25 protein-coding genes are annotated in these 24,463 nt (G+C 61.0%); 15 read left to right on the top strand and 10 right to left on the bottom strand.

Going from position 1 to position 24,463, the window contains the following annotated elements; all coding sequences use genetic code 11:
- Positions 1-147: 147 nt before the first annotated feature.
- Positions 148-432: a hypothetical protein gene (locus AB7933_RS32370; RefSeq protein WP_024078058.1), complete on the bottom strand. Its 285-nt coding sequence runs from the start codon at positions 430-432 to the stop codon at positions 148-150.
- A gap of 125 nt (positions 433-557) precedes the next feature.
- On the opposite strand from AB7933_RS32370, the gene AB7933_RS32365 reads away from it, so the two are divergent.
- Positions 558-1,217: a glutathione S-transferase family protein gene (locus AB7933_RS32365; protein ID WP_024078057.1), complete on the top strand. Its 660-nt coding sequence runs from the start codon at positions 558-560 to the stop codon at positions 1,215-1,217.
- Between the two features lie 39 nt (positions 1,218-1,256).
- Here AB7933_RS32365 and argH read toward each other — a convergent pair whose 3' ends face one another.
- Positions 1,257-2,651, bottom strand: coding sequence for an argininosuccinate lyase (gene argH / locus AB7933_RS32360; RefSeq protein WP_024078056.1), 1,395 nt, complete (start codon positions 2,649-2,651; stop codon positions 1,257-1,259).
- 502 nt (positions 2,652-3,153) lie between these two features.
- Between argH and AB7933_RS32355 the strand changes: the two genes are divergently transcribed.
- From AB7933_RS32355 to AB7933_RS32325, 7 genes are all read left to right on the top strand, one after another.
- On the top strand, positions 3,154-3,900 hold the full coding sequence (locus AB7933_RS32355) for a LytR/AlgR family response regulator transcription factor (protein ID WP_024078055.1): 747 nt from the start codon (positions 3,154-3,156) through the stop codon (positions 3,898-3,900).
- A gap of 138 nt (positions 3,901-4,038) precedes the next feature.
- On the top strand, positions 4,039-4,980 hold the full coding sequence (gene hemC, locus AB7933_RS32350) for a hydroxymethylbilane synthase (RefSeq protein WP_024078054.1): 942 nt from the start codon (positions 4,039-4,041) through the stop codon (positions 4,978-4,980).
- Complete coding sequence (locus AB7933_RS32345) at positions 4,977-5,726, top strand: uroporphyrinogen-III synthase (RefSeq protein ID WP_024078053.1); 750 nt, start codon at positions 4,977-4,979, stop codon at positions 5,724-5,726. Before hemC ends, AB7933_RS32345 begins: the two co-directional genes overlap by 4 nt.
- A gap of 42 nt (positions 5,727-5,768) precedes the next feature.
- A complete protein-coding gene (locus tag AB7933_RS32340) occupies positions 5,769-6,884 on the top strand; it encodes a uroporphyrinogen-III C-methyltransferase (RefSeq protein ID WP_024078052.1) in 1,116 nt (371 codons plus the stop codon).
- 5 nt (positions 6,885-6,889) lie between these two features.
- Positions 6,890-8,131, top strand: coding sequence for a heme biosynthesis protein HemY (locus AB7933_RS32335; protein ID WP_024078051.1), 1,242 nt, complete (start codon positions 6,890-6,892; stop codon positions 8,129-8,131).
- A gap of 237 nt (positions 8,132-8,368) precedes the next feature.
- The gene (locus AB7933_RS32330; protein WP_024078050.1) at positions 8,369-8,890 is read left to right on the top strand and encodes a disulfide bond formation protein B; all 522 of its coding nucleotides are present in this window, start codon (positions 8,369-8,371) and stop codon (positions 8,888-8,890) included.
- Positions 8,891-9,099: 209 nt separating this feature from the next.
- A complete protein-coding gene (locus AB7933_RS32325) occupies positions 9,100-9,558 on the top strand; it encodes an Rsd/AlgQ family anti-sigma factor (protein WP_024078049.1) in 459 nt (152 codons plus the stop codon).
- 54 nt (positions 9,559-9,612) lie between these two features.
- Here the strand turns inward: AB7933_RS32325 and AB7933_RS32320 are convergent, their stop codons facing one another.
- Entirely contained in the window at positions 9,613-10,290 is a 678-nt protein-coding gene (locus AB7933_RS32320) for an FKBP-type peptidyl-prolyl cis-trans isomerase (RefSeq protein WP_024078048.1), read from the bottom strand.
- A gap of 193 nt (positions 10,291-10,483) precedes the next feature.
- On the opposite strand from AB7933_RS32320, the gene AB7933_RS32315 reads away from it, so the two are divergent.
- Entirely contained in the window at positions 10,484-11,653 is a 1,170-nt protein-coding gene (locus tag AB7933_RS32315; protein WP_024078047.1) for an AlgP family protein, read from the top strand.
- Here the strand turns inward: AB7933_RS32315 and AB7933_RS32310 are convergent.
- On the bottom strand, positions 11,650-12,117 hold the full coding sequence (locus tag AB7933_RS32310; protein WP_024078046.1) for a TIGR02444 family protein: 468 nt from the start codon (positions 12,115-12,117) through the stop codon (positions 11,650-11,652). The two genes, AB7933_RS32315 and AB7933_RS32310, sit on opposite strands and share 4 nt — an antisense overlap.
- Before the next feature lie 50 nt (positions 12,118-12,167).
- On the opposite strand from AB7933_RS32310, the gene AB7933_RS32305 reads away from it, so the two are divergent.
- The 3 genes from AB7933_RS32305 (at position 12,168) to AB7933_RS32295 (ending at position 15,449) form a co-directional block, all read left to right on the top strand.
- A complete protein-coding gene (locus AB7933_RS32305; RefSeq protein WP_024078045.1) occupies positions 12,168-14,078 on the top strand; it encodes an ATP-binding cassette domain-containing protein in 1,911 nt (636 codons plus the stop codon).
- Positions 14,078-14,644, top strand: coding sequence for a mechanosensitive ion channel family protein (locus AB7933_RS32300; RefSeq protein ID WP_024078044.1), 567 nt, complete (start codon positions 14,078-14,080; stop codon positions 14,642-14,644). Before AB7933_RS32305 ends, AB7933_RS32300 begins: the two co-directional genes overlap by 1 nt.
- Positions 14,645-14,816: 172 nt before the next feature.
- Positions 14,817-15,449, top strand: coding sequence for a LysE family transporter (locus AB7933_RS32295; protein WP_024078043.1), 633 nt, complete (start codon positions 14,817-14,819; stop codon positions 15,447-15,449).
- 93 nt (positions 15,450-15,542) lie between these two features.
- On the opposite strand, the gene AB7933_RS32290 is transcribed toward AB7933_RS32295, so the two are convergent.
- From AB7933_RS32290 to AB7933_RS32275, 4 genes are read right to left on the bottom strand one after another with little or no spacing between them, the layout of a single operon-like run.
- Positions 15,543-16,283 carry a hypothetical protein gene (locus AB7933_RS32290; protein ID WP_024078042.1) on the bottom strand — a complete coding sequence of 247 codons (741 nt, stop codon included), beginning with the start codon at positions 16,281-16,283 and terminating at the stop codon, positions 15,543-15,545.
- Positions 16,284-16,286: 3 nt separating this feature from the next.
- The gene (lpoB, locus tag AB7933_RS32285; protein ID WP_024078041.1) at positions 16,287-16,874 is read right to left on the bottom strand and encodes a penicillin-binding protein activator LpoB; all 588 of its coding nucleotides are present in this window, start codon (positions 16,872-16,874) and stop codon (positions 16,287-16,289) included.
- Positions 16,875-16,909: 35 nt separating this feature from the next.
- On the bottom strand, positions 16,910-17,281 hold the full coding sequence (locus AB7933_RS32280) for a YcfL family protein (protein ID WP_024078040.1): 372 nt from the start codon (positions 17,279-17,281) through the stop codon (positions 16,910-16,912).
- A gap of 10 nt (positions 17,282-17,291) precedes the next feature.
- On the bottom strand, positions 17,292-18,689 hold the full coding sequence (locus AB7933_RS32275; protein ID WP_024078039.1) for a COG3014 family protein: 1,398 nt from the start codon (positions 18,687-18,689) through the stop codon (positions 17,292-17,294).
- A gap of 316 nt (positions 18,690-19,005) precedes the next feature.
- On the opposite strand from AB7933_RS32275, the gene AB7933_RS32270 reads away from it, so the two are divergent.
- Entirely contained in the window at positions 19,006-20,901 is a 1,896-nt protein-coding gene (locus AB7933_RS32270; RefSeq protein WP_024078038.1) for an FTR1 family protein, read from the top strand.
- Between the two features lie 2 nt (positions 20,902-20,903).
- Entirely contained in the window at positions 20,904-21,359 is a 456-nt protein-coding gene (locus tag AB7933_RS32265) for a YaiI/YqxD family protein (RefSeq protein ID WP_024078037.1), read from the top strand.
- A 296-nt stretch (positions 21,360-21,655) separates the two neighbouring features.
- On the opposite strand, the gene elbB is transcribed toward AB7933_RS32265, so the two are convergent.
- Positions 21,656-22,321 carry an isoprenoid biosynthesis glyoxalase ElbB gene (elbB, locus tag AB7933_RS32260; RefSeq protein ID WP_041161052.1) on the bottom strand — a complete coding sequence of 222 codons (666 nt, stop codon included), beginning with the start codon at positions 22,319-22,321 and terminating at the stop codon, positions 21,656-21,658.
- 116 nt (positions 22,322-22,437) lie between these two features.
- On the opposite strand from elbB, the gene AB7933_RS32255 reads away from it, so the two are divergent.
- Positions 22,438-23,673 (top strand): sterol desaturase family protein, encoded by a 1,236-nt coding sequence (locus AB7933_RS32255; RefSeq protein WP_024078035.1) that lies wholly within the window; start codon positions 22,438-22,440, stop codon positions 23,671-23,673.
- Here AB7933_RS32255 and AB7933_RS32250 read toward each other — a convergent pair.
- Positions 23,654-24,301: a DedA family protein gene (locus AB7933_RS32250; protein ID WP_024078034.1), complete on the bottom strand. Its 648-nt coding sequence runs from the start codon at positions 24,299-24,301 to the stop codon at positions 23,654-23,656. The genes AB7933_RS32255 and AB7933_RS32250 overlap by 20 nt on opposite strands.
- Positions 24,302-24,463 lie beyond the last annotated feature (162 nt).

The following is a 24,463-nucleotide window of genomic DNA, read 5'->3' as shown; positions in this document are numbered from 1 at the left end:
CTCCAGACTTTCTAAGAATTTATTAGAGGCTAGCAGGCCATAAGGTGAACGCACTTTGGCAGGCTGTCCAGTGAGAAAGTCATGGGTATTGATATGCCGCAGATTTGTGGCGAGGAAGCAGGCTTCCCGGCCACGCAGAGGGGGGCTTCAGTCGTTTTCCGGCGGCAATTCCGGCAGCGCCCGCAGGGCTGTCTCATACCATTGGGTATCGAATGCACGGTCTTCGTCGAGCATCTGGTCGATTTCAACCGCCAGCACATGGGCCATGAGATTCAGAATCTCCTCGCGCTCGTAACCTACCAGGGTCAGCTTGTTGAACGTGGCCTTGGCGGCAGGCGGAGTGTCGCTTTCGATCTGATTCTCGATGGCTTCGATCAGTGTACTTTCGGTGAACGCTTCTTCGTCGCTGTCGATATCGGTCGGCTCGCTCATGGCAGGCTCCTCAAGGAAAGGGCGCCAGTCTAACTCCATTCAGGCCGGTGATGCTGCTGGTCAGGGCGGGCCCGGGCATCTATAACTCTTGCGGCCAACCCCGCACACGGCCTGGAGGCTTTGCGATGCTCAAGCTTTACGGATTTTCGGTCAGTAACTACTACAACATGGTGAAACTGGCGCTGCTGGAGAAGGGGCTACCGTTCGAAGAGGTGCCTTTTTACGCCGGGCAAACCCCTGAGGCGCTTGCCGTCAGCCCGCGAGGCAAGGTGCCGGTACTGGGGGTGAAGCAGGGTTTCGTCAATGAAACCAGCGTGATCCTCGAATACATCGAGCAAACCCAGGAGGGCCGTTCGCTGCTGCCTGCTGATCCTTTTCAGCGTGCCCAGGTGCTGGCGTTGTGCCGGGAAATCGAGCTGTACATCGAACTGCCCGCCCGCGCGTGTTTCGCCGAGGCGTTTTTCGGCATGCAGGTGCCGGACGCGATCAAGGAGAAATCCAAGGCTGAGTTGCTGCTGGGGATCGGTTCTTTAGGTCGGCACGGCAAGTTCGCGCCTTATGTGGCAGGGGAGAGCTTTACGATTGCGGATCTGTATTTCATGTATAGCGTGAACCTCGCCTGTGCCGTGGGCGAGAAGTTGTTTGGCCTGGACCTGTTGGCTGAACTCCCGGCGGCCAAAGTGTTGCTGGAGCGGCTGCATGCCATGCCCAATGCGCAGAAGGTGGCGGCGGACAGGGAAGCCGCGATGCCGGCGTTCATGGCGATGGTTGCGGCCAAAAAGTGATCCAGTGTGGGAGGGGGTTGCCCCCCCCTCCCTCATTTTTCAGCGGCTGGCGAGGAGGGCCTGGCCGCGCACGACGGCGGCCTTCACCTGCGCCGGTGCGGTGCCGCCCACGTGGTTACGGGCATTCACCGAGCCTTCCAGGGTCAGCACGGCAAACACGTCCTGCTCGATCTGGTCGCTGAACTGGCGCAGTTCTTCCAGGCTCATTTCCGCCAGGTCCTTGCCGGTGTCCACGCCGTATTTCACGGCATGGCCGACGATTTCGTGGCAGTCGCGGAACGGCAGGCCACGGCGTACCAGGTAGTCCGCCAGGTCCGTCGCGGTGGAGAACCCACGCAGGGCCGCTTCACGCATGATCGCGTGCTTGGGCTTGATCGCGGGGATCATGTCGGCAAAGGCACGCAGCGAATCACGTAGGGTGTCGGCGGCGTCGAACAGCGGTTCCTTGTCTTCCTGGTTGTCCTTGTTGTAGGCCAAGGGCTGGCCTTTCATCAGGGTCAGCAGGCCCATCAGTGCGCCGAATACGCGGCCGCTCTTGCCACGCACCAGCTCGGGTACGTCGGGGTTTTTCTTTTGCGGCATGATTGAGCTACCGGTGCAGAAGCGATCCGGCAGGTCGATGAACTGGAATTGCGCGCTGGTCCACAACACCAGTTCTTCGGAGAAACGCGATAGGTGCATCATCGCGATACTGGCGGCGGCGCAGAATTCGATGGCGAAATCGCGGTCCGACACGCCGTCCAGGGAGTTGCCGCCCACGGCATCGAAGCCCAGCAGTTGTGCGGTGTATTCGCGGTCGATCGGGTAGGTGGTGCCGGCCAGCGCGGCGCTGCCCAAGGGCATGCGGTTGGCGCGCTTGCGGCAATCCACCAGGCGCTCGTAGTCGCGGCTGAGCATTTCGAACCAGGCCAGCAAGTGGTGGCCGAAGGTGACAGGCTGGGCGGTTTGCAGGTGGGTGAAACCGGGCATGATGGTGTCCGATTCGCGCTCGGCCTGTTCCAGCAAGCCTTTCTGCAGGCGAGTTATTTCGGCCAGGATCAGGTCGATTTCATCGCGCAGCCACAGGCGGATATCGGTGGCCACCTGGTCATTGCGGCTGCGCCCGGTGTGCAGTTTCTTGCCGGTCACGCCGATGCGGTCGGTGAGGCGGGCCTCGATATTCATGTGCACGTCTTCCAGGTCGACGCGCCAGTCGAACGTACCGGCTTCGATCTCACCGCGAATGGTGGTCAGGCCGTCGATGATGCTGTCGCGCTCGGCGTCGGTCAGCACGCCGACCTTGGCCAGCATCGTGGCGTGGGCGATCGAGCCCATGATGTCGTGGCGGTACAGGCGCTGGTCGAAGGTGACGGAGGCGGTGAAGCGGGCGACGAAGGCGTCGACGGGTTCACTGAAGCGGCCGCCCCAGGACTGGTTGGTCTTGTCGGTGCTCATGGATTCGCTCGTGATCTGCTTAAAAGAGGCGTGGAGGTGTGCCGCCGATAATAACAGGGTTGCTCGTGGAGGCGGTGCTGTGGGTGGCCGGCATTTTTATTTGCGCGAAGGATGGCTAAGTGCCTTGCCGCCGAGCGCGTCCGGGAAGAGACTGGGGCCAGGTGCTTGTTGAAACGATATTTGAGGATTGAGTAATGTCGTCTCAGCGAGCGTCTACAGTTGGACTGATAGTGTGTGAATGCACCAAAGTCGGGTGATGCGGTCATAACCCAGACTATCCATTAAAAAGGGGGGTATTCGGATTGTGTATCAGCAAACCCTACGACTATGCCCAAGGGCAGCAGGTTTTGGGCGCTATTGAACAGGTCCGGGTAAATATGCGTGCCGCTCTCAGGGCACTTTTTGCCGCTCGCGCTAGTCTTAGCGTGGATCGCTGTGACGCAAGTCACCGCACCTGTCTACGCTATCCTTGTGCGAGACTCACGCAGGAATCCAGCGCAATATGAATGTCCTGATCGTTGATGACGAACCCCAAGCCCGCGAGCGACTGAGCCGCCTGGTCAGTGAACTCGAGGGTTATACAGTCCTTGAACCGAGCGCCACCAACGGGGAGGAGGCGTTGACGTTGATCGATAGCCTCAAGCCGGATGTGGTGCTGCTCGATATCCGCATGCCCGGCCTTGATGGCCTGCAGGTTGCCGCCCGCCTGAGTGAGAGAGAATCACCTCCGTCGGTGGTGTTGTGCGCTGCCCAGGAAGAGTTTTCCGCGGAAGCGTTGGAAGCCAGTGGTGTCAGTTTCCTGGTCAAGCCGGCGACTGGCGACGCGTTGCTCAAGGCATTGAAAAAGGCCGAGCGCCCTAACCGGGTCCAACTCGCTGCCCTGACTCAACCTGCCGCCCAGAGTGGCAACGGGCCGCGCAGCCATATCAGTGCGCGTACGCGCAAAGGTATCGAGCTGATCCCCCTGAGCCAGGTGGTGTACTTCATTGCCGATCACAAGTACGTGACGCTGCGCCATGAAGCCGGTGAAGTCCTGCTCGATGAGCCGCTCAAGGCTCTTGAAGATGAGTTTGGCGACCGCTTTGTGCGAATCCACCGCAATGCGTTGGTGGCCCGCGAACGAATCGAGCGCCTGCAACGTACGCCCCTGGGGCACTTCCAGCTGTTCCTGAAAGGGCTCAATGGCGATGCCTTGATCGTCAGCCGACGCCATGTCGCCGGCGTGCGCAAGATGATGCAGCAGCTTTAGCCCAAGGGCTGTAGCGTGGACTGCAGTGCTTATCCCGGTGTGATGCGGCCAGGGAGGCCCCGCACTTGCTGATTCAAATCAAAGCGTATTTGCCTGAGCTGTTATTATCTGCCGTATCTATTCAGTACGGATTGATCCATGTCCTCTCGCGAAATCCGCATCGCCACTCGTAAAAGCGCCCTGGCCTTGTGGCAGGCCGAATACGTCAAAGCTCGCCTTGAAGAGGCTCATCCAGGTCTCAAGGTATCCTTGGTGCCCATGGTGAGTCGCGGCGACAAGCTGCTGGACTCGCCGCTGTCGAAGATTGGCGGCAAGGGCCTGTTCGTCAAGGAGCTGGAGACCGCGCTGCTGGAAAATGAAGCCGACATCGCCGTGCATTCGATGAAAGATGTGCCCATGGACTTCCCCGAAGGCCTGGGCCTTTTTTGCATCTGCGAGCGCGAAGACCCGCGCGATGCGTTCGTTTCCAATACCTATGCATCTCTGGATGAGCTGCCTTTGGGCAGCATCGTCGGCACTTCGAGCCTGCGTCGCCAGGCGCAGTTGTTGACCCGTCGTCCAGACCTGCAGATCCGCTTTCTGCGCGGCAACGTCAACACGCGCCTGGCCAAGCTGGATGCCGGCGAATATGACGCGATTATCCTCGCTGCGGCCGGGCTTATCCGCCTTGGCTTCGAAGACCGTATTACGTCAACGATCAGCGTTGAAGACAGCTTGCCCGCTGGCGGCCAGGGTGCGGTAGGTATTGAATGCCGCACGGCAGACAGCGAAATCCACGCGTTGCTCAAACCCCTCGATCACCACGACACCGAAGTGCGCGTCACGGCCGAGCGCGCCCTGAACAAGCACCTCAACGGTGGCTGTCAGGTGCCGATCGCCTGCTACGCCGTGCTCGAAGGTGACACTCTGTGGCTGCGTGGCCTGGTTGGGGATCCGGCCGGTGGCACCCTGCTCACCGCCGAGATGCGCGGGCCACGGCGTGATGCGAGCGCCCTGGGTATCCAGGTGGCTGAAGAGCTGCTGGAAAAAGGCGCTGGCGCCATTCTGCAAAAAGTCTATGGCGAGGCCGGTCCGCAGTGACCGGCTGGCGTGTGCTGCTGACGCGGCCTGCCGAGGAGTCGAAGGCCCTGGCGGCGTCGTTGTCCGAAGCCGGCATTTTCAGCAGCAGCCTGCCCTTGCTGGAGATCGAGGCGTTGCCGGTCACGCCCGCACAACAGGCGGTTTTCCGCGACCTGGGCCGTTATTGCGCAGTGATCGTGGTGAGCAAACCGGCTGCGCGCCTGGGTTTGCAACAGCTGGAGCGACACTGGCCGCAATTGCCGTGGTTCAGCGTTGGCGCGGCGACCGCCCAGGTGCTGGCTGACCAGGGCCTTGACGTTCACTATCCGCCCACCGGTGATGACAGCGAAGCCTTGCTCGCCTTACCCGCCTTGCGCGAGGCTATTGCACGCCCTGGGGCGCGGGTGTTGATCCTGCGGGGAGAAGGCGGCCGAGAACTGCTGGCTGAGCGTTTGCGCGAGCAAGGTGCTAGTGTCGACTATCTGGAGTTGTATCGCCGCTTCCTGCCGGCCTACGACGCCGGGGTACTGATGCAGCGCATCCAGTTGGAACGCTTGAACGGCCTGGTGGTCAGCAGTGGGCAGGGTTTCTTGCATCTGCAAGCCCTGGCCGGACCCGATTGGCCACAGGTGGCCCGACTGCCGTTGTTCGTACCCAGCCCGCGAGTCTATGAGATGGCGCGGGACGCTGGGGCAGAAAATGTTGTGGATTGTCGCGGCGCGAGTGCTGCGGCTTTGTTAGTGGCGTTAGGCGGCTTTGTCTTATAAAAACATCCCGCCCCCACTCTCTGATACGCAAAGGACGGATACGTGAGCGATACAGCCTTGCCTAAAGATGAAACTCAGCCCGCGCTTGATGCGCCGGTCGAGACACCGGTCGCCGCGCCACGCCGTGGCAATGGCCTGGCAATCGTTGCCCTGCTGCTGGGCGCCGCGGGTGTTGCCGCTGGCGGTTGGGGGATCTGGCAGGTCCGTGCCCTGCAAGCCAGCAGCCAGCATCAATTGGGCCAGGTGCAGACCCTTGATGACCAGTCCCAGTCTCTCAAGCAAGGCCAGCAACAGTTGGCGGCACGCCTGGCACAGTTGCCGGGCGCTGATGAGCTGGAGGAGCGTCGCCGCCTGGTGGCCCAGTTGCAAGGTGATCAGCAGCGTCTGAACCAACGCCTGGAAACCGTGCTGGGGGCCAGCCGCAAGGACTGGCGCCTGGCTGAAGCCGAGCATCTGATCCGTCTGGCGAGTTTGCGACTGTCGGCCTTGCAGGATATCAACAGTGCTCAGTCGCTGGTCCAGGGCGCCGATGAGATCCTGCGCGAGCAGAATGATCCGGGTTCCTACGCTGCCCGCGAGCAACTGGCCAAGAGCCTGGCCGCGCTGCGCAGCACCGAGCAGCCGGACCGTACCGGGTTGTATCTGCAATTGGCGGCGTTGCGCGATCAGGTCGTGCAGTTGGCGGCGATTGCGCCGGAATACCAGCTTACGGAGCCGGCTTCCCAAGGGCGTCCAACCACGGACACTGACAACCGTTGGAGCCAATGGTGGGAACAGATTTCCCGTTACTTCCGCATCGATTTCAACCCCGATGACAACATTCGCCCGCTGCTGGCCGGCCAGGGCTTGAACCAGGTGCGTCTGGCCCTGAGCCTGGCCCTGGAGCAAGCTCAATGGGCCGCGCTCAATGGCGAGTCGGCGGTGTACAGCCGTTCGCTGGGTGAAGCGCGTAGCGTGTTGCAGGACAACTTCAACCAGGACAACCCCCAGAGCAAGGCGATGCTGGCACGGATCGCCGAGCTTGAGCCCAAGGCCGTCTCGGTGGTGACACCGGACCTGGCGGCGAGCCTGGCGGCCGTGCAGGCGTATCTCGAGCGTCGTCATCTGTCTGCTGACGAAGCCAAGGCTTCGGCTGGCACGCCGGCGACCCAGGAGTAGAGCCGATGAAGCGTTTCTATGTGATCCTGGTGCTGGCGATTGCGATCGCCCTGGCACTGGCCGTGGGCATCTCGAAACATACTGGCTACGTGCTGATTACCTATCCCCATGTGCTGCATTACGAATCGAGCCTGTGGGCCACCCTGGTGGCGGTGTTTGTCATCGTCCTGGCGATCTACCTGCTCCGCGTGTTGCTGAGCCTGGTGACCACCTCCGGGGGCGTGGTCAACCCATGGTCGCGCCGTAACCGCAGCCGTCGCGTACAAATTGCGATCGAACAGGGCCAGATGGACCTCGCCGAAGGGCGCTGGGCCAGTGCCGAGCGCCACCTGCACCGGGCTGCCGAAGCCGAGCGTCAACCGTTGCTGTATTACCTTGGCGCGGCCCGTGCGGCCAATGAGCAGGGGCGCTACGAAGAGTCGGACAGCTTGCTCGAGCGCGCCCTGGAGCGTCAGCCTCAAGCCGAGCTGGCGGTTGCCTTGAGCCATGCGCAATTGCAGACGGACCGCGGCGATACCGAGGGCGCCCTGGTGACCCTGCAGGCGATGCATGAGCGCCATCCCCATAACGCCCAGGTACTGCGTCAATTGCAGCGCCTGCATCAGCAGCGGGGCGACTGGTCGTCGGTCATTCGACTATTGCCCGAGTTGCGCAAAGACAAAGTCTTGCCCCCTGGTGAACTGGCCGAGCTGGAGCGTCGCGCCTGGGGTGAAAACCTGAGCCTGGCGGCCCAGCGGGAAGAGCAGGGCGAAGCCGGTTTGCAGTCCCTTGAACGGGCCTGGCAGCAACTGACCTCTGCCCAGCGTCAGGAGCCGCAGCTGGTGTTGGCCTACGCTGAGCAACTGCGTCAGTTAGGCGCGGATGCCAAGGCCGAGGAAGTGCTGCGGGGTGCGATCAAGCGCAGCTACGACAGCCATCTGATTCGGTTATACGGCCTGCTGCGAGGCAGTGACCCGGCGCGGCAACTGAAGTTTGCCGAAGGCTGGCTCAAGGACCACTCCGGTGACGCCAGCCTGCTGTTGACCCTGGGTCGCCTGTGCTTGCAGAACAGCCTGTGGGGCAAGGCACGGGACTACCTGGAAGGCAGCCTGCAGGTGCAGCGCAATCCCGAAGCCTGCGCCGAGTTGGCGCGACTGCTGGCCCAATTAGGCGACACTGAGCGCAGCAACCAGCTGTTCCAGGAAGGCCTGGGTCTGCTGGACAGTCGTCTGCTGGCCTCTCCATTGCCGGTACCGGCGCGGGTTTGAGGTAGGAAAAAGAGTGAGCGTTGGCTCGGAATTGTCTGGTAGCCAACGCTTCAATTTTGCCAATGGCCTCGGTTTAATGGGGCTCGTAATGTGTTCCTACGTATTCCTAGGTGATGCCCTTCGTGTTCTGACGGGATGTCCCTACGTTTTCGCGGAATCGTCTGCTCTAGCGTGTATTGAAAGGGCTCGGGCCTTTCCTCTACCGTAACGGCCTATCTCTTGCGTTACGGATCGACAATGTCTTTGGCCCCCTCACGCTCCCTGTTTTTGCTGGCGTTCATGGCAGGTGCGCTGACGTTGAGCGCATCGTTCTATCTGGAATATGGCGCGCTGCTTCGGCCCTGCTTCCTGTGCCAGGTGCAGCGGCTATTTTTAGCGGTCTTTACGCTGATCAACCTGAGTGCTGCCATTCATAACCCCAAGCGCTCTGGCGTCTTCCTTTACGGGTTGGCAAGCATGAGCTGTGCCGTGCTCGGCGCGACTGCCGCCGTACGCCAGGTGCTGCTGCAGAACAGCGTGCCGGATCAAGCCCCCGATTGTTGGCCCAGCGCACAGGACATGATTGAAAACCTGTCGCTTGAGGATGCGGTGCGCTCGGTGTTCAAAGGCACCGTCGATTGCATGGAGATAAACTGGACGCTGTTCGACCTAAGCCTTCCGGAGTGGAGCCTGTTGTTCTTCGTGGCGATGCTGATCCTGGGAGGCGTGCAGTTTTCGCGGCTGTTGTTCAGTCAGCGTTTAAGCTTGGCAAGGCACTGAAAACAGCTCAAAAGCTGTAGGACGGGATTAAACACTTGTATGAACTTTCTCTCCTGCGTACCTTGAAGCCATAGTCATGCGGGCATAATCTGGCCCGCAGGCGTTATGAAACTGTTAGCCAGATGCTGCCTTGTCCGGCCGCCGCTTTATCCTTGAAGTGTTGCGCGGGCACAGCGCGGCAGCGCCCCCAATAGGGAAGAGAGATCATCATGCTGGAAAGTTGTCAGAATGCTCAGGAACGCTGGGGTGGGGTGCACAAGCTGATCGACAGCTGGTTGAAAGCACGTCACGAACTGGTTCGGGCCTTTGATGCTCTTGGCGCCAAGCCCGAGTCTCTGGCTGAGAATCGCAAGCCGTTGCAGGAATTCTGTGGCGTGTTGGTGGACTACGCGTCGGCTGGCCATTTCGGTGTCTATGAGCAGCTGACCAAAGAGGCGGAAGCCTTCGATGACCAGCGTGGGCTGGAACTGGCCGAGACTCTTTACCCGCGCATTGATGTCATCACTGAGAAATTGCTGGCGTTCACCGATCTGTGTGATGCCGGCCAATGTGTTGCCGAGAAATTCAAGGAGTTGGGTGGCCTGCTCCATGAACGTTTCGAACTGGAAGATTGCCTGATCGAAGTACTCCACAACGCCCATAAGGAAGAGACGGCCACCCAGGCCTGACCTTTGCTGGCGAGATAAAAAAACGGTGCGCATGGCGCACCGTTTTTTATTGGGTCAGTGGCGAGTACCGAGCAACTCGATCTCGAATACCAACGGTGTGTAAGGCGGGATCAATTCGCCGGCCCCGTCGGCGCCATACGCTTGTGCCGAGGGGATCACCAGTCGCCATTTCGCGCCGACAGGCATCTGTTGCAACGCACTGCGCCAGCCGTCGATCACACTGTCCAGGCGGAACCGTTGAGGCTGGGTGCTCTGATCGAACACAGTACCATCGGGTAAACGCCCCACGTATTTCACTTGCACCTCATCGCTGGCCAATGGTTTGTTGCCATTGCCGGGCGTCAGCTCTGTGAGCAGGATGCCATCCGCCAATTCGCGCACACCGGTTGCCGATTTTTCCTTGGTTAAAAATTGCTGTTCCGCCGCCAGCGCTTTTTCACTTTTTGGAACCTGTGTGTCGGCTTCACTCTGTTCTTCGTGCTGGGCCAGAATCTGTTCGATGCGTGCGTTATCCAGTGCCAGTGGCTTGCCTTGATACGCTTGCTTGAGGCCCTCGACCAGCGCCTGGATCTGCAGGTCGGGGACCTCCTGGCGCAGCCGTTCGCCGAGGCTGGCGCCCAGGCTGTACGCGAGGTCGTGCTGGTCCTGGGGTGAGGTTTTGGGCGGCGACTGCTCGCTTGCATTGGCCCCGCCAAGCACCAAGCCAAGCACAAGAAAAAGGTAACGTGACATACGCATGTCTCCCGCCGAAAGTGCGACGGATTATGCCAGTGTGATGAGGTAAAAAGTGGCGTGGTCTTTCGTTATATCGATAAGAATTTTCGCACGGTGCAACGCAAGGCAAAGGATACTGTCAACATGCCCTAGCGGCGGTAAGAGCAGAGGGCTAGTATGAGCCGCACCCACGTCAGCCAGGAGGTAAACCATGTCGGCCAAACAGAAGCCTGTAAATACCCCGTTGCATTTACTCCAACAACTTTCGGGCAGCCTGCTCGAACATCTGGAAAGCGCATGTTCCCAAGCGTTGGCCGATGCAGAAAAACTGCTCGCCAAACTGGAAAAACAACGCGGTAAAGCGCAAGAGAAGCTGCACAAATCCCGCACCAAACTGCAAGACGCCGCCACTGCCGGCAAGGCCAAGGCACAAGCCAAAGCCAAAGACGCTGTCAAAGAACTTGAGGACCTGCTGGACGCCCTCAAGGATCGCCAAGCCGAAACCCGCACCTACATTTCCCAACTCAAAAAAGATGCTCAAGAAAGCCTGAAATTGGCCCAGGGCGTTGGTCGTGTGAAGGAAGCTGTATCTAAAGTGCTCGGCGCTCGTACCCCTGCAAAAGCTGTAGCGACCAGCGCGGCGAAAAAACCGGCGAGCAAAGCTGTTGCAGCGAAGGCGCCGACTAAAGGGGCTGCCAAGCCAGTGGCTAAAACCGCTGCTGCAAAACCAGCCGCCAAGCCAGCTGCTAAAACTGCTGCTGCAAAACCAGCCGTCAAGCCAGCTGCTAAAACTGCTGCTGCAAAACCAGCCGCCAAGCCAGCTGCTAAAACTGCTGCTGCAAAACCAGCCGCCAAGCCAGCTGCTAAAACTGCTGCTGCAAAACCAGCCGCTAAGCCAGCTGTTAAAGCCACTGCTGCAAAACCAGCCGCCAAGCCAGCTGCTAAAACTGCTGCTGCAAAACCAGCCGCTAAGCCAGCTGTTAAAGCCACTGCTGCAAAACCAGCCGCCAAGCCAGTTGCTAAAACTGCTGCTGCAAAACCAGCCGCTAAGCCAGCTGCTAAAGCCACTGCTGCAAAACCAGCCGCCAAGCCAGTCGCTAAAGCCGCTGCTGCAAAACCAGCTGCCAAGCCAGTCGCTAAAGCCGCTGCTGCGAAACCAGCCGCCAAGCCGGCCGTTAAAGCCGCTGCCGCGAAACCAGCCGCCAAGCCAGTGGTTAAAGCCGCTGCTGCGAAACCCGCTGCTGCCAAGCCTGCACCGGCCAAGCCAACGGCTCCAGCAGCGCCTGCTGCTAGCCCGGCAGCGACCACCGCTCCAACCGCATCGGCCAGCAGCACCCCTGCACCGGTAGCGCCAAGCACCACCCCAACCAGCGCTTCCTAAGTGCCGGTGACTTCGACGCGCAGCTGCTGCAGCGCGTCGGGGTCAAGGTTGGCGGCATCCTCAGTCGCCAGTCTTTCCAACCATTGCGGTTGACCCACGCCATCACCCGACTGCCATCCCAGAACCAACGCCTCCAGGCGTGCCAGCAACTGTCGCTCGGCATCCAGCTCCAGGGCCTTGACCCGTTCCCGCAATGCCGCCAATGATTCATCCTGCTGTGCCAGCTCTCGCCATTGCACCCGCACCCGACGCAAGGGTTCGATGACCTGCATCTGCCAAGGCCGGGCAATTTGTTGCAGTGCCTGCACGCGCTCGGGTACACACCCTACACCTCGTTGTTCCAGCCAGGCCCCGCAGAGCAACAGGCACACATCCGCTCCTTGTTCCTGGAGGCGCAGGCACGCGGCCTCCACGCCCGGACGGGTGTAAGTCGAGAGGGCAAAGCTCCACAGGTCAGCACACATATTCACACCCAAGCCAGCGGCCTGCGAAGCTGGTAGACTCCGCCGCCATTATGATCCGACTTCAAAGCCTAACATTACAGCGTGGCCCGCAACGTCTTCTCGAAGACGCCGAGCTGACCCTGCACGCCGGTCACAAAGCCGGCCTGATCGGTGCCAACGGCGCCGGCAAATCCACGTTGTTCGCCCTGTTGCTGGGTGAGCTGACCCCGGATTCCGGGGACTGCCTGCTGCCGGCCGACTGGCGCATCGCCCATATGCGCCAGGAGATCGACACCCTGGACCGCATTGCGATCGACTACGTGCTCGATGGCGACCTGCGCCTGCGCCAGGTTCAGCACGACCTGGCCGAGGCCGAGAAAGCCCAGGACGGTGCCGCCCAGGCGCGCCTGCACTCGGAACTCGACAGTGCCGACGGTTACACCGCCGACGCCCGTGCGCGCAAGATGCTGGCCGGCCTTGGCTTTACCAACGAGCAGATGGACCGCCCGGTCGCTGACTTTTCCGGCGGCTGGCGCATGCGCCTGAACCTGGCCCAGGCGCTGATGTGCCCTTCGGACCTGTTGCTGCTCGATGAGCCGACCAACCACTTGGACCTCGATGCAATCCTGTGGCTGGAGGACTTCCTCAAGAACTACCAAGGCACCTTGCTGCTGATTTCCCACGACCGGGATTTCCTCGACGCCGTGGTCGACAACATCGCCCACGTCGAACAGAAGAAAATCACCCTTTACCGGGGTGGCTACACCGCGTTCGAACGCGCCCGTGCCGAGCGCCTGGCCCAGCAGCAACAAGCCTACGAGAAGCAGCAGGCGCAGCGTGCGCACATGGAAAGCTACATCGCTCGGTTCAAGGCCCAGGCCACCAAGGCCCGCCAGGCCCAGAGCCGGATCAAGGCACTGGAGCGCATGGAAGAGCTGTCGGCGGCCCACGTCGATTCGCCCTTTGATTTTGTGTTCCGCGAATCGGTGAAAATCTCCAGCCCACTGCTCGACCTCTCGGATGCGCGCCTGGGCTATGGCGACAAAACCATCCTCGAGAAGGTCAAGCTGCAGCTCACGCCGGGCGCACGCATCGGTTTGCTCGGGCCTAACGGCGCGGGCAAGTCGACGCTGATCAAGAACCTCTCGGGTGAGCTGCAGCCCCTGGCCGGCCGCCTGACCCGTGGCGAGAACCTGGTAGTGGGCTACTTCGCCCAGCATCAGTTGGACTCCCTCGATGCCAAGGCCAGCCCGTTGCTGCACCTGCAGCGCCTGGCACCGACCGAGCGCGAGCAGACCTTGCGCGATTTCCTCGGCGGGTTCGACTTCCGTGGCGCACGGATCGATGAGCCCGTGTTGAACTTCTCCGGTGGCGAAAAGGCTCGCCTGGCCCTGGCGTTGATCGCTTGGGACCGACCGAACCTGTTGTTGCTCGACGAACCCACCAACCACCTGGATCTGGAGATGCGCCTGGCGTTGACCATGGCCCTGCAGGAATTCAGCGGTGCGGTACTGGTGGTGTCTCACGATCGCCACTTGCTCAAGAGCACCACGGACAACTTCCTGCTGGTGGCCGATGGCAAAGTCGAAGAGTTCGATGGCGACCTGGACGACTATGCGCGCTGGCTGACGGATTACCGCCTGCGCAACGCACCGGTCAGCAACACCCCGGTCAACCCGGACAAGACCGACAAGAAAGCCCAGCGCCAGGCCGCTGCCGCGCTGCGCCAGCAGTTGGCGCCGCACAAGCGCGAGGCCGACAAGCTGGAAGCCGAGCTGGGCAAGGTCCATGAACGCCTGGCCAAAATCGAAGCCAGCCTGGGCGACAGTGCCGTGTATGAAGCGGCCCGCAAGGACGAACTGCGCGACCTGCTGGCCGAGCAGGCCAAGCTCAAGGTCCGTGAAGGGCAACTGGAGGAAAGCTGGATGGAAGCCCTCGAGCTGCTCGAAAGCCTGCAAGCGGAGCTGGAGGCGCTGTCCTGATGGATGCGTTGCAGCTGCCGTTCCCGGCGCAATGGGTCGAGCCGGTGTGGATCGGTGTGCAAATCCTGCTGATCCTGCTGGCCGGCTACCTTGCCCAGCGCTTTGTCGCAAAAGGCCTGACCCGCCTGGGTGAGCGTTACCCGTTCCCGCCACAATTGCTGATGCCGCTGCGCGGCGGCTTGCGCTGGCTGATCATGGGCAGCGCGCTGATCTTTGTGTTGGAGCGCCTGGGCGTTTCCGCCACGGTGTTGTGGACGGCACTGTCGGGGTTTGTGGCGGTGGCGGCGGTGGCGTTCTTTGCCATGTGGTCGGTGTTGTCCAACCTGCTGTGCGCGATCCTGATCTTCACGGTCGGGCCGTTTCGTCTCGGTGATATCGTCGAGCTGGTAGACACCGTCGACAAGCCCGGCGTGAAAGGCCGGGTGGTGGCGATCAACCTGCTCTACACCACGCTGATCGAGGTCGAGGAAGCAGGGACCGGCAGCGCAGTGGTGCAGGTGCCCAACAGCTTGTTCTTCCAGCGTTCGGTACGACGTTGGCGCGATACAAGCGTCTCACCTCTGTAGGAGCGAGCTTGCTCGCGAAGAACGTGAACGATACCGCGGGGAGCCTGACGCCCAGCGGCGCCTCTTGGTTTTTCGCGAGCAAGCTCGCTCCTGCAAGAAATCTATAGCCATTCCTTGGTCGTCGGAGTTAGCTTAAGGCACAACAATCGCTGACTCTTTCCCGAGGTGTGTAATGGCACTCGACACATGGCTGGCCTTTTTCCTGGCCAGTTGGATCATCTCCCTTTCCCCTGGCGCTGGCGCCATCGCCTCAATGTCCAGCGGCCTGCAATACGGTTTCCTGCGCGGTTACTGGAATGCCATCGGCCTGCAACTGGGCCTGGCGATGCAGATTGCGGTCGTTGCTTGCGGCCTGGGTGCCATTCTGGCGACATCTTCCACCGCCTTCTATGCGATCAAATGGTTTGGCGTGGCGTACCTGGTGTACCTGGCCGTCAAGCAATGGCGTGCGCTGCCCATGGACATGACCGATGACGCGGCGGTGCGCCCGATCGGCAAGCCGATGGCGATGATGTTCCGGGGTTTTCTGGTTAACGCCAGCAACCCCAAGGCGCTGGTGTTCATGCTCGCGGTGCTGCCGCAATTCGTGAACCCGCAGGCGCCGCTGTTGATCCAGTACCTGATCCTGGGTGCGACGATGATCAGCGTCGATATGATCGTGATGGCGGGGTATACGGGGTTGGCGTCGAAGGTGTTGCGGTTGTTGCGCACGCCTAAGCAGCAGAAGCGTATGAACCGCACGTTTGCCGGGTTGTTCGTAGGGGCTGCCGGCTTCCTCGCCAGCCTTCACCGCGCCACGGCATAACTGACGAAACCGAATCAAAACTGTGGGAGGGGGCAAGTCGAATCGTCGCACCGCCCCTCCCACATTAGTTTTGCGGTGTGTGTGAATAGGGCGTCAGCGCAGGATCTTCGGCGCTTCATCCCTTGGCAGGTTGTTGCGCAACACCGGCTGACCGGGGTCTTGATACCCTCCGCCCAGTTGCTCCGCCAACTGTCGCGCCACATCTTCACCCAGCGCTTTCGACACCTCCTTCACCACACGCGGCCGGTTCAGGCTTACGCGCACATCACGGCTGTTCACCAGCTTGGTGTCCTGGCCCTCACCCATGGCGGTGAACGCCGAGGTGATTTCGAAAGTGCGGGTGTTGATCAGGCTGAAATCCGCCACCAGTGTCAGGCCCAGCACCGCCGAGTAACTGTTGGTGTGGTCCAGGGCGTTGATGTCCTGGGTGAAGTCGATGTCTGACAGCGTGCCGAACAGCACGTAGTCCGCACCCTTGAAGTTGCCGGCCTTGATGCGTTTGATCACATCGTAGACGTCTGCCTTGGCGTCGGCCGTGTAAGGCGTGCCCTGCACCAGCTGGAACTGGCGCGACTTGAGGATCTCGCCCTTGATGTCACCGCTGAATTTACGCAGCTCGGTCTGTTCGATGTAGCGGGTGCGGCTTTCGTACTCGCTGTAGTTCGACGCGCCACTGGCGTGGTAAGCGCCGGCCTGGAAGTTGTTGCTGGCCGAGACCTGGTGAATGTACTCCTCGACCTGCGCCTCATAGGCCAGGTCGGTCACCGCGATCTTCGGCGCGGCCGAGGCGCCAAAGGCGCACAGCAGGCCGATCATGCCGATCCATGCACGCATTGCTTAGCGCTCCGTGGTCTTGCGGATTTCTTTTTCGTCCATCCATTCGGCCAGGCCGCTCTCGACGTCGATCAGTTGCAGGCTGAACTTGTAGAACACGTCCTTGTAGTCCGAGCTGCGCTTGACGATGGAGCTGATCGAGCCTTCCAGGCGGTACTTGGCGGCGACCATATTGCCGGTCTTGCTCACGGTGGATTTCTTGTACAGGCCGCTCTGGTTCTGCAGCTTGAGTTGGTCGACCTGGCTTTGCATATCGGTGTTGTCGCTGGCGAACCGCGCGGTGCCGGTCTTCATCAGCTGGGTCTTGATCGACGTAGTGATCTCGCGGGTATCGATGTACTCGCTGGTCTTGTTCTTCACGTCATACACCTGCACTACCGGGCGCCCCTGGAGGATGCCGGACTGGGCCAGGGAGCGGGTCATGCTCTCGGCGATCATCTGCAGGTCGGTGGAACCGAATTCGTTGGTCACCAGTTCCACAGCCTTGGTATCGCCGTAGCTGATATTTTTGCCGCCCAATACCGGTGAAGTATTGGCGCAGCCGCTGGCCAGGACGGCGACCACGGCGAGCATCGAGAAGCGTGCAAACATGGGGATATCTCTCTGTAAGCGGAGGGAGGAGGGCTTCAAGGCGTCTTCACTTCAAGACGGAAGTCCGCCGCCTGGGGCAAATTGGCGATGGCCGGCAGGAACGTGGCCTGGTTGGCGTACAGATTCAGCACCTTCCAGGTCTCTTCATCGCCTACCGGGAAACCGTCGGCGCCCAGCCAGGCGAAGCGGTAATACATCATCTGGTTGCTGCTGGTGATGTTGCTCAACTGCACCTTGGCCGTTAGAAAACCGTTCTCGCGGGCGACGCGGATGGCACCGACGGCGATGCCCTTGAACTTGCCCATCACCACGATCTTGCTGGCGGCACTGCCGGGTGCCGGGGGCGGCGGGGTCGCGCAGCCGGCGAGCAGGACCAGCGCCAAGGCGCCGAGGATGAAATGACGCATAGCGCGCTCCTTAGGGTTGTTTGAGGGTGGCGATAGCCTGGGGTTGAGTGCTCGGGACCACATGGGCCGCGAGGCCGCCGGCGAACACCTGGTTGCCGACTACGCGCAGGGTGATCACCTGGTAGCGCTGATCGGCCTTGATCGTCACCAGCGTGCCACCCAAGGCGTTGGGCAGGCTGACCTGGTGCTCGCCATGCTTGAGGCGCAGGCGCGTGACTTGGGTCATATCCGGCAAGGTGCGCCAGGTCCGGGTGTCGGCGCCTTCGGCCACGGCCGAAGCAATACCCAGCACCAGGCCCGCCATGGGGTTGGTCTTGTTCAGGTTGTTTTGCGCCACGCCACGGCTGATCGCGCGCACGGTGGTGCGCAGGATGATCCCCGGCATGTCGTCACGCAGTGCGCGACGGGACATCGCGGTGGTGCTGTTGAGCGCGGTGAGGTTCTGCTGCCGCCCGTCGACACCGATTTGGGCGAAGGCCGGGGTGGAGGTGTCTGCCTTGATCACCGGGAACGACAGTGGGGTGATCACCAGGTTGCCGTTGATCGGTATCGGCAAGGGCAGACGGATCGAATCGCGGGCCGGTGCCAGGCCGCTTTGGACCACGATCAGCACGTCGGTTTCATCGGCGCCGACCTTGGATTTATCCAGGTCCAGCAAGGCCTGTTCCAGCAGCGGGGTATTGGGGCGCAACTCGGCCGCCTTGCGATAACCCGGTGCGGCCAGGTCTTTTTCACCCAGGGCTTCGTAGACGAACCCGGCGAGATAATGGCTGAACGCACTCTGGTAGCTGTTCTTCAGGCCGACCACTTCGGGAGCGTCCAGGGCTTGCACCGGATAGCCGCGCAGGTCCTTGATCTGGGTGGTCACGCCCTGGCGCTCGGCTTCGTCTTCGCGCTTGAGATATTCCTTGTCGCGCAGGTCGGCGATCACGGCTTCGCGCTCGTGGGTCTTCTTGATCTCGGTGCGCGCGCCGTCGAAGTCATTCAGGGCCAGCAGGTTCAGGGCCATCTGGGTGGTCAGCATGACTTTTTCGTAGTCATAGCCTTCATAGCGACGCACTTTGTCGTTGACCAGGAGACTGCCGAATTGGGAAAGGTACTTTTCGCTGTCGAACTTGACCGACTCTTCCCATTTGTAGACTTGCAGGTCGGCGCTGCGCCAGGCGGTCTGGCTGCCAGTCAGGTCGCCCCTGGCCCGCAGCAATTCCCCTTTTTCAAAGAAATAGAGCAGGTCCTTGTCTTCGCCGATGTTGTTCTTTTCCAGCAGGGTCAGGGCGGCGTCGACATTGCCCGTGGCCAACTGCTGATTGGTGGCTTGCAGCTCGGAATCGTAGCTACGAAACATCGAGCAACCGGACAACACGGTGACCGCCGCGAGCGCTAGCGGGGTTAAGGCGCGAAATGCCATGGCAAGCTTCTTCCCTGAACGTAATCAGCCGAGGTGCTGGTCGGCTCGAATCACCAATCGCAGGATGCACGGCGCGTCCTACTAATTCCTCATAAAAACGAGGAGCAAAATTCCCTTTCGCGATAACAGGGCGCGGCATTATAGGCGTCATTAATGGCAAAACAATGGCTTTTTGCTGTGATCTAATCGACAAAAAGCCATCATGGCTTTTCAAAAGGCTCGGTTCTTCTTCTGCTCGGCGAATCACATACGCCTTGAGTCAAAGCGCATAAACCTCAACAATGTGTTACTTCGTATTTCCCCTTGAGATTCATTCATGACTGCCCCCTTCCGTGTTCTCGCCTGGCTGGTGTTGCCGGCGTTGATGTCGTGCAGCTTCAACCTGTTGGCCGCGAGTCCTGAAGGCGCGCAAAAAGCCCTGCATTTGCTGGATTACATTGGCGCGGACTACCCCCCGACAGTGGCGGCGGGCAAAGTCGTTGATGAGTCGGAATACCGTGAGCAGGTGGAGTTTCTTGGGGTTTTGCAGGGCCTGGTCGCGGACTTGCCGTCGAAACCCGAGCACGCCGAGCTGGTAAAGGGTGTGGATGAATTACAGGCGGCCGTGACGGCTCGTCAGGATGGCGCGACCGTGGCCCGCCAGGCCCGTCAGTTGGGCGCCAAGCTCGCGGTGGCGTATGAAGTCAGCCAGGCCCCGGCAATCACCCCTGACCCAACGCGAGGTGCACCGCTCTATGCACAGCACTGTTCGGTCTGCCACGGCACGGCGGGTACCGGTGATGGCCCGGCGAGCGTGGGCATGACGCCACCTCCGGCGAACCTGCGAAATGCTGTACGCCTGGACCGCCTGAGCCTGTATGCGATCTACAACACCCTTGGCCTGGGCGTCGAAGGCACGGACATGCCGTCCTTCGCCGACCAACTGGACGATCGCCAGCGTTGGGACCTGGCCACTTACATCGCAGGCTTTACAGCCGATCCGGCCGCAGCCAAAAGCGAACACCCCTTCAACCTTGCCGACCTCGCCCGTCAGACGCCCAATGAAGTGCTGGCCAGTGCCGGTCCGGCCACTGCCGCAACGTTCCGGGCCCAGCGTGCGCAACCGCCGCAGGTCAAGCGTGGCCCGGCGCAGTTGCTCGACTACACCGCCGCGACCTTGGACAAGAGCCTTGCCGCGTTCCGCAACGGTGATCGTGAACAGGCCTACGACCTGTCGGTCGCGGCGTACCTGGAAGGCTTCGAGCTGGTGGAAAGCTCCCTGGATAACGTCAACGCCACTGTACGCAAGGACACCGAAAAAGCCCTGATGGCCTATCGGCAGTCGTTGCAGGATGGCTTGCCGATCGAACAGGTGCAGCAGCGTCTGGACGTGGCCAAGGGCAAGCTCACCGAGTCTGCCGGTTTACTGGGCGGCGACGGTTTGAGTTGGTCGCTGAGCTTTATTTCCGGGCTGTTGATCCTGTTGCGCGAAGGGTTGGAAGCGATTCTGGTGCTGGCGGCGATCCTCGCCTTCCTGCGCAATACCGGCCAGCAATCGGCGGTGCGCAGCGTCAATATTGGCTGGGGCCTGGCGTTGTTGGCCGGCCTCGCGACCTGGGCGTTGGCGGCGTATGTGATTGACGTCAGCGGCGCACAGCGCGAATTGCTCGAAGGCTGCACGGCGCTGTTCGCCAGCGTCATGGTGCTGTGGCTTGGCGTGTGGATGCACGACCGGCGCCACGCGGCAGCCTGGCAGGACTACATCAAGAGCAGCCTGGTGGGCGGCGGTGGGCGGTTTGGCTTTGCGGTGCTGGCGTTCTTCTCGGTGTACCGCGAACTGTTCGAGGTGATCCTGTTCTACGAAACCCTGTGGCTGCAAGCCGGCCCGGCCGGGCACAACGCTGTGCTGGCGGGTGGTGCCACGGCGCTGGTGCTGCTGGTGGGCCTGGCGTGGGTGATCCTGCGCGGTTCGGCGAAGCTGCCATTGGCGCTGTTCTTCGGTATCAACGCCGCTTTGTTGTGCGCGCTGTCGGTGGTGTTCGCCGGGCATGGCGTGAAGGCGTTGCAGGAAGCGGGCATTTTCGGCACTCGGCCAGTGGCGTTCTTTGACTTCGATTGGCTGGGTATCCACGCCGATGCCTACTCGCTGAGTGCACAGGTGGTGGCGATCCTGGCAATTGTGGTGCTGTACAGCCGCAGCCGTGTGGCTGACAAGCGCCGATTGGCGGCCTGACCATGCGCGTGTGGATCGATGCCGATGCCTGCCCTCGGGCCGCCAAGGATCAGGTGGTGAAATTTGCCCTCAAGCGTCAGTTCGAGGTGGTGCTGGTGGCGGGGCAGAGCCAGATCAAGCCGAGCTTTGCCTGCGTGAAGCTGATCGTGGTACCCAGCGGTCCGGACGCGGCGGATGATTACCTGGTGGAGCACGCAGTGCCCGGCGAATTGGTGATCTGTAGCGATGTCCCCCTGGCTGACCGCCTGGTGAAGAAGGGGGTTACAGCCCTTGATCCACGGGGCAAGGAATTCAGCCCGCAAAACATGAGTGAACGGTTGGCGGTACGCAACCTGTTCACCGATCTGCGCGAGCAGGGCCAGATGGGCGGCGGCCCGCCGCCCCATGGGGAAAAGGACAAGCAGGCGTTTGCCAACGCACTCGACAGGATACTGACGCGGTTGATGCGCCAGACCTGATCCTGTGGAGATTGAGCGTTGTGGAGAAGGCGCTTGCTGGGGAGTGAGCTTGTTGTCGAGAGTGAGCTTGTTGTGGCAAGGGGGCTTGTTGTGGCGAGCGGGCTTGCCCCGCGTTGGGCTGCGCAGCAGCCCCAAAACACAGCCCCGGAGCAGCCTGGCACACTGCAGCGTTCTTATTGGGGCCGCTTCGCAGCCCAACGCGGGGCAAGCCCGCTCGCCACAACAAGCCCGCTCGCCACAGGTTACTGTTTGCTCGTTCAGCAAGCGTCCACCTCACAGAAGCTTATTCATCGCGACTAATCGTTTTCGTGCGTCAGCTCCAGCACTCGGTCCACCAGCTTGTTGATGCCTGACGCGACCTCGCTGATGTTCTTGCCGAGCATGTAGGCCGGGGTGCTCACCAGCTTGCGCGCCTTGTCCTCGACAATGTCTTCAACCCCGCATTCCTGGTGGGTGGCGCCCATCTTGTCCATGGCGGCCGCGGTGTCGGCATCGTTGCCGATGGTGCAGGTGACGCCCGGGCCATAGATCTTCGCCGCCAGGGCTGGCGAGATGCAGATCAAACCTATCGGCTTGCCCGCTTCGGCAAAGGCTTCGGCGAGTGCCAAGACCTGCGGGTTGATACTGCAACCGGCACCTTCGACGGCGAAGTTCGACAGGTTTTTCGCCGCGCCAAACCCGCCAGGCACGATCAACGCGTCGAAGTCTTCGGCGTTGGCGTCACGGATGTCCTTCACGTTGCCCCGGGCAATGCGCGCCGACTCCACCAGCACATTGCGCGATTCAGGCATTTCTTCGCCCGTCAGGTGATTGATCACATGCAGTTGCGCGATATCCGGGGCAAAACATTGGACCTGAGCACCGCGCTGGTCCAGGCGCAGCAAGGTGATCACGCTTTCGTGAATCTCTGCGCCGTCATACACGCCGCAGCCGGAAAGGATCACTGCAATCTTTTTGCTCATGGGCATTTCTCCTGGGGTCTTGGCGTTAAATGTCTACTAATTTGTCATCTGTTGCCAATGGGAACTCTCGCCGCAGCACCTAATCTTGATGTAACAAAAATAGACCGGACTAGCCCATGGACTTCGTGCCTTACGCGGTACCGTTTTTCATCGCCTTGATCGTGGTTGAGTTGCTGGCCGATCGTTGGCGCAGCCAGCGTAACTACCGGGTGGCGGATGCCATCAACAGCCTCAGCACCGGCGTGCTGTCTACCACCACGGGCTTGTTGACCAAGGGCGTGGGGCTGCTGACCTATGCGTTCGCCCTCAAGCACCTGGCACTTATCGAGTTGCCTGCCCAGAGTGCCTGGACCTGGGTGTTCGCTTTTGTGTTCTACGACTTCTGCTACTACTGGCTGCACCGCATGGGGCATGAACGCAATATCCTGTGGGCCGCCCATTCGGTGCATCACCAGAGCGAGGACTACAACCTCAGCACCGCCCTGCGCCAGACCAGCACCGGCTTTCTGCTGAGCTGGATCTTCTACCTGCCCCTGGCCGTGCTTGGCGTGCCGCTGGTGGTGTTTATCAGCGTGGCTTCGCTCAACCTGTTGTACCAATTCTGGGTTCACACCCGCCATGTGCCCAAGCTTGGCTGGTTCGAGTGGTTCTTCGTCACGCCATCCAATCATCGGGCCCACCATGCACAGAACGCTCTCTACATGGATCGCAACTACGGCGGGGTGTTCATTATTTGGGACCGGCTGTTCGGCACCTTCCAGGAAGAAGACGACAACGAGCCGGTGATTTTCGGCGTGACCACACCTTTGGCCAGTTGGAATCCGCTGTGGGCCAACCTGCAGTTCTATGCGCAGTTGTGGAGTGATGCGCGACGCACCGAACGCTGGTGGGACAAGCTGCGCATCTGGTTTATGCGTACCGGCTGGCGCCCGGCGGACGTGAAGGCCAAATACCCGTTGGCCAAGCCAGACCTGAGCCAGTTCCGTAAATTCGACGTGCCGCTGGACGCGCGCCAGCAGGTCTATATCGCCCTGCAATTTGCGGCGTATGTGGGGTTTGGCAGCTACTTGATGAATTTCGGCGAAGGTTTGCCCACGGCTGCGCTGATCCTGGGCTGGAGTGCAATGGCGCTGGGCCTGTTTACGTTGGGCGTGGCCCTGGAGAATCGCCCATGGGCGTTGAAGGCGGAGCTGGTGCGCCTGGCGCTGAACGTGCCCTTGGTGTGGCTGGCGCCGCTGCTGGGGCTATGGCCGGCCAGCCACCTGGGCTGGCTGGGGCTGCTCAGTTACAGCTTGCTCAGTGTGATCGGCCTCTACTGCTGCAGAGGCCGGCTTACTCGATTGGCGTCTTAGGCGCATCGACTTTAGCGGGCTCGGCCTGTTGCTGTTCGGCCAGTCGGGCCTTGGCGTCGGCGCACGCCTGGCGGGTGATGCGTGCGTTCTTGAAGCGGCGGCGCAGCCACAGGCCGAGGCCCAACAGCAATAATGCGCCCAGCACCCACAGCTCGTACTTCTTGACGCTGCCCAGCATGCCTTCCAGCACCGCGCCGAAGTGATAGGCCGCGGCCCCGAGCGCGGCGGCCCAGACGGCTGCGCCTATCCCATTGAGGATCAGGTAGCGGGCCGGCGGGTAGCCTGACAAGCCAATCGCCACCGGCATCACCGTACGCAAGCCGTAGACGAACCGGAAGCTCAGCACCCAGATGTCCGGGTGTTTGCGGATATGTTCCAGGGCCTTGTCGCCCATCAATTGCCAGCGCGGCTTGCGCGCCAACAGTTTGCGGCCGTGCTTGCGCCCCAGGAAGTACCACAACTGGTCGCCGGCGTAGCTGCCAAAAAAGGCAACGACGACCACCAGGTTGATATCCATGTATCCACGGAACGCCAGGAAGCCTGCGAGTACCAAGATGGTCTCACCTTCGAAGAACGTGCCTAGGAATAGGGCAAAGTAGCCGAAGTCATGCAGAAATTGTTGAAGCATGGTCTGGGTGCTGGCGAAATGAACGCGCAGCCTACGCCTTCGTGATCATTCATGAAAGTATCGAGATGTGTCACGAAGTGAACATTTCCTACATAAACGACGAATGCGACTACAGGTCGCATCGATAAGCACAACTGTCATTCCTTCGTCATAATGGCCGCT

The sequence above is a fragment of the Pseudomonas gorinensis genome (assembly GCF_042015035.1).
GTDB classification, from domain to species: domain Bacteria; phylum Pseudomonadota; class Gammaproteobacteria; order Pseudomonadales; family Pseudomonadaceae; genus Aquipseudomonas; species Aquipseudomonas gorinensis.
The sequence above is the reverse complement of the archived record's forward strand: the minus strand, read 5'-3'. Positions and strand labels throughout refer to the sequence as shown.

What these genes read in the sequence shown, in the direction of transcription:
- lpoB (WP_024078041.1), bottom strand. Translation starts at nt 16,874, where the DNA reads ATGTTTGCACGCTTCTCGATGCTCGCCGTGGTCGCCGTCCTGGCCAGC.
- AB7933_RS32295 (WP_024078043.1), top strand. Translation starts at nt 14,817, where the DNA reads ATGGCACTCGACACATGGCTGGCCTTTTTCCTGGCCAGTTGGATCATC.
- AB7933_RS32315 (WP_024078047.1), top strand. Translation starts at nt 10,484, where the DNA reads ATGTCGGCCAAACAGAAGCCTGTAAATACCCCGTTGCATTTACTCCAA.
- AB7933_RS32290 (WP_024078042.1), bottom strand. Translation starts at nt 16,283, where the DNA reads ATGCGTGCATGGATCGGCATGATCGGCCTGCTGTGCGCCTTTGGCGCC.
- AB7933_RS32310 (WP_024078046.1), bottom strand. Translation starts at nt 12,117, where the DNA reads ATGTGTGCTGACCTGTGGAGCTTTGCCCTCTCGACTTACACCCGTCCG.
- AB7933_RS32355 (WP_024078055.1), top strand. Translation starts at nt 3,154, where the DNA reads ATGAATGTCCTGATCGTTGATGACGAACCCCAAGCCCGCGAGCGACTG.
- AB7933_RS32370 (WP_024078058.1), bottom strand. Translation starts at nt 432, where the DNA reads ATGAGCGAGCCGACCGATATCGACAGCGACGAAGAAGCGTTCACCGAA.
- AB7933_RS32265 (WP_024078037.1), top strand. Translation starts at nt 20,904, where the DNA reads ATGCGCGTGTGGATCGATGCCGATGCCTGCCCTCGGGCCGCCAAGGAT.
- AB7933_RS32330 (WP_024078050.1), top strand. Translation starts at nt 8,369, where the DNA reads ATGTCTTTGGCCCCCTCACGCTCCCTGTTTTTGCTGGCGTTCATGGCA.
- AB7933_RS32320 (WP_024078048.1), bottom strand. Translation starts at nt 10,290, where the DNA reads ATGTCACGTTACCTTTTTCTTGTGCTTGGCTTGGTGCTTGGCGGGGCC.
- AB7933_RS32280 (WP_024078040.1), bottom strand. Translation starts at nt 17,281, where the DNA reads ATGCGTCATTTCATCCTCGGCGCCTTGGCGCTGGTCCTGCTCGCCGGC.
- AB7933_RS32305 (WP_024078045.1), top strand. Translation starts at nt 12,168, where the DNA reads ATGATCCGACTTCAAAGCCTAACATTACAGCGTGGCCCGCAACGTCTT.
- elbB (WP_041161052.1), bottom strand. Translation starts at nt 22,321, where the DNA reads ATGAGCAAAAAGATTGCAGTGATCCTTTCCGGCTGCGGCGTGTATGAC.
- AB7933_RS32255 (WP_024078035.1), top strand. Translation starts at nt 22,438, where the DNA reads ATGGACTTCGTGCCTTACGCGGTACCGTTTTTCATCGCCTTGATCGTG.
- hemC (WP_024078054.1), top strand. Translation starts at nt 4,039, where the DNA reads ATGTCCTCTCGCGAAATCCGCATCGCCACTCGTAAAAGCGCCCTGGCC.
- AB7933_RS32250 (WP_024078034.1), bottom strand. Translation starts at nt 24,301, where the DNA reads ATGCTTCAACAATTTCTGCATGACTTCGGCTACTTTGCCCTATTCCTA.
- argH (WP_024078056.1), bottom strand. Translation starts at nt 2,651, where the DNA reads ATGAGCACCGACAAGACCAACCAGTCCTGGGGCGGCCGCTTCAGTGAA.
- AB7933_RS32325 (WP_024078049.1), top strand. Translation starts at nt 9,100, where the DNA reads ATGCTGGAAAGTTGTCAGAATGCTCAGGAACGCTGGGGTGGGGTGCAC.
- AB7933_RS32275 (WP_024078039.1), bottom strand. Translation starts at nt 18,689, where the DNA reads ATGGCATTTCGCGCCTTAACCCCGCTAGCGCTCGCGGCGGTCACCGTG.
- AB7933_RS32270 (WP_024078038.1), top strand. Translation starts at nt 19,006, where the DNA reads ATGACTGCCCCCTTCCGTGTTCTCGCCTGGCTGGTGTTGCCGGCGTTG.
- AB7933_RS32335 (WP_024078051.1), top strand. Translation starts at nt 6,890, where the DNA reads ATGAAGCGTTTCTATGTGATCCTGGTGCTGGCGATTGCGATCGCCCTG.
- AB7933_RS32300 (WP_024078044.1), top strand. Translation starts at nt 14,078, where the DNA reads ATGGATGCGTTGCAGCTGCCGTTCCCGGCGCAATGGGTCGAGCCGGTG.
- AB7933_RS32365 (WP_024078057.1), top strand. Translation starts at nt 558, where the DNA reads ATGCTCAAGCTTTACGGATTTTCGGTCAGTAACTACTACAACATGGTG.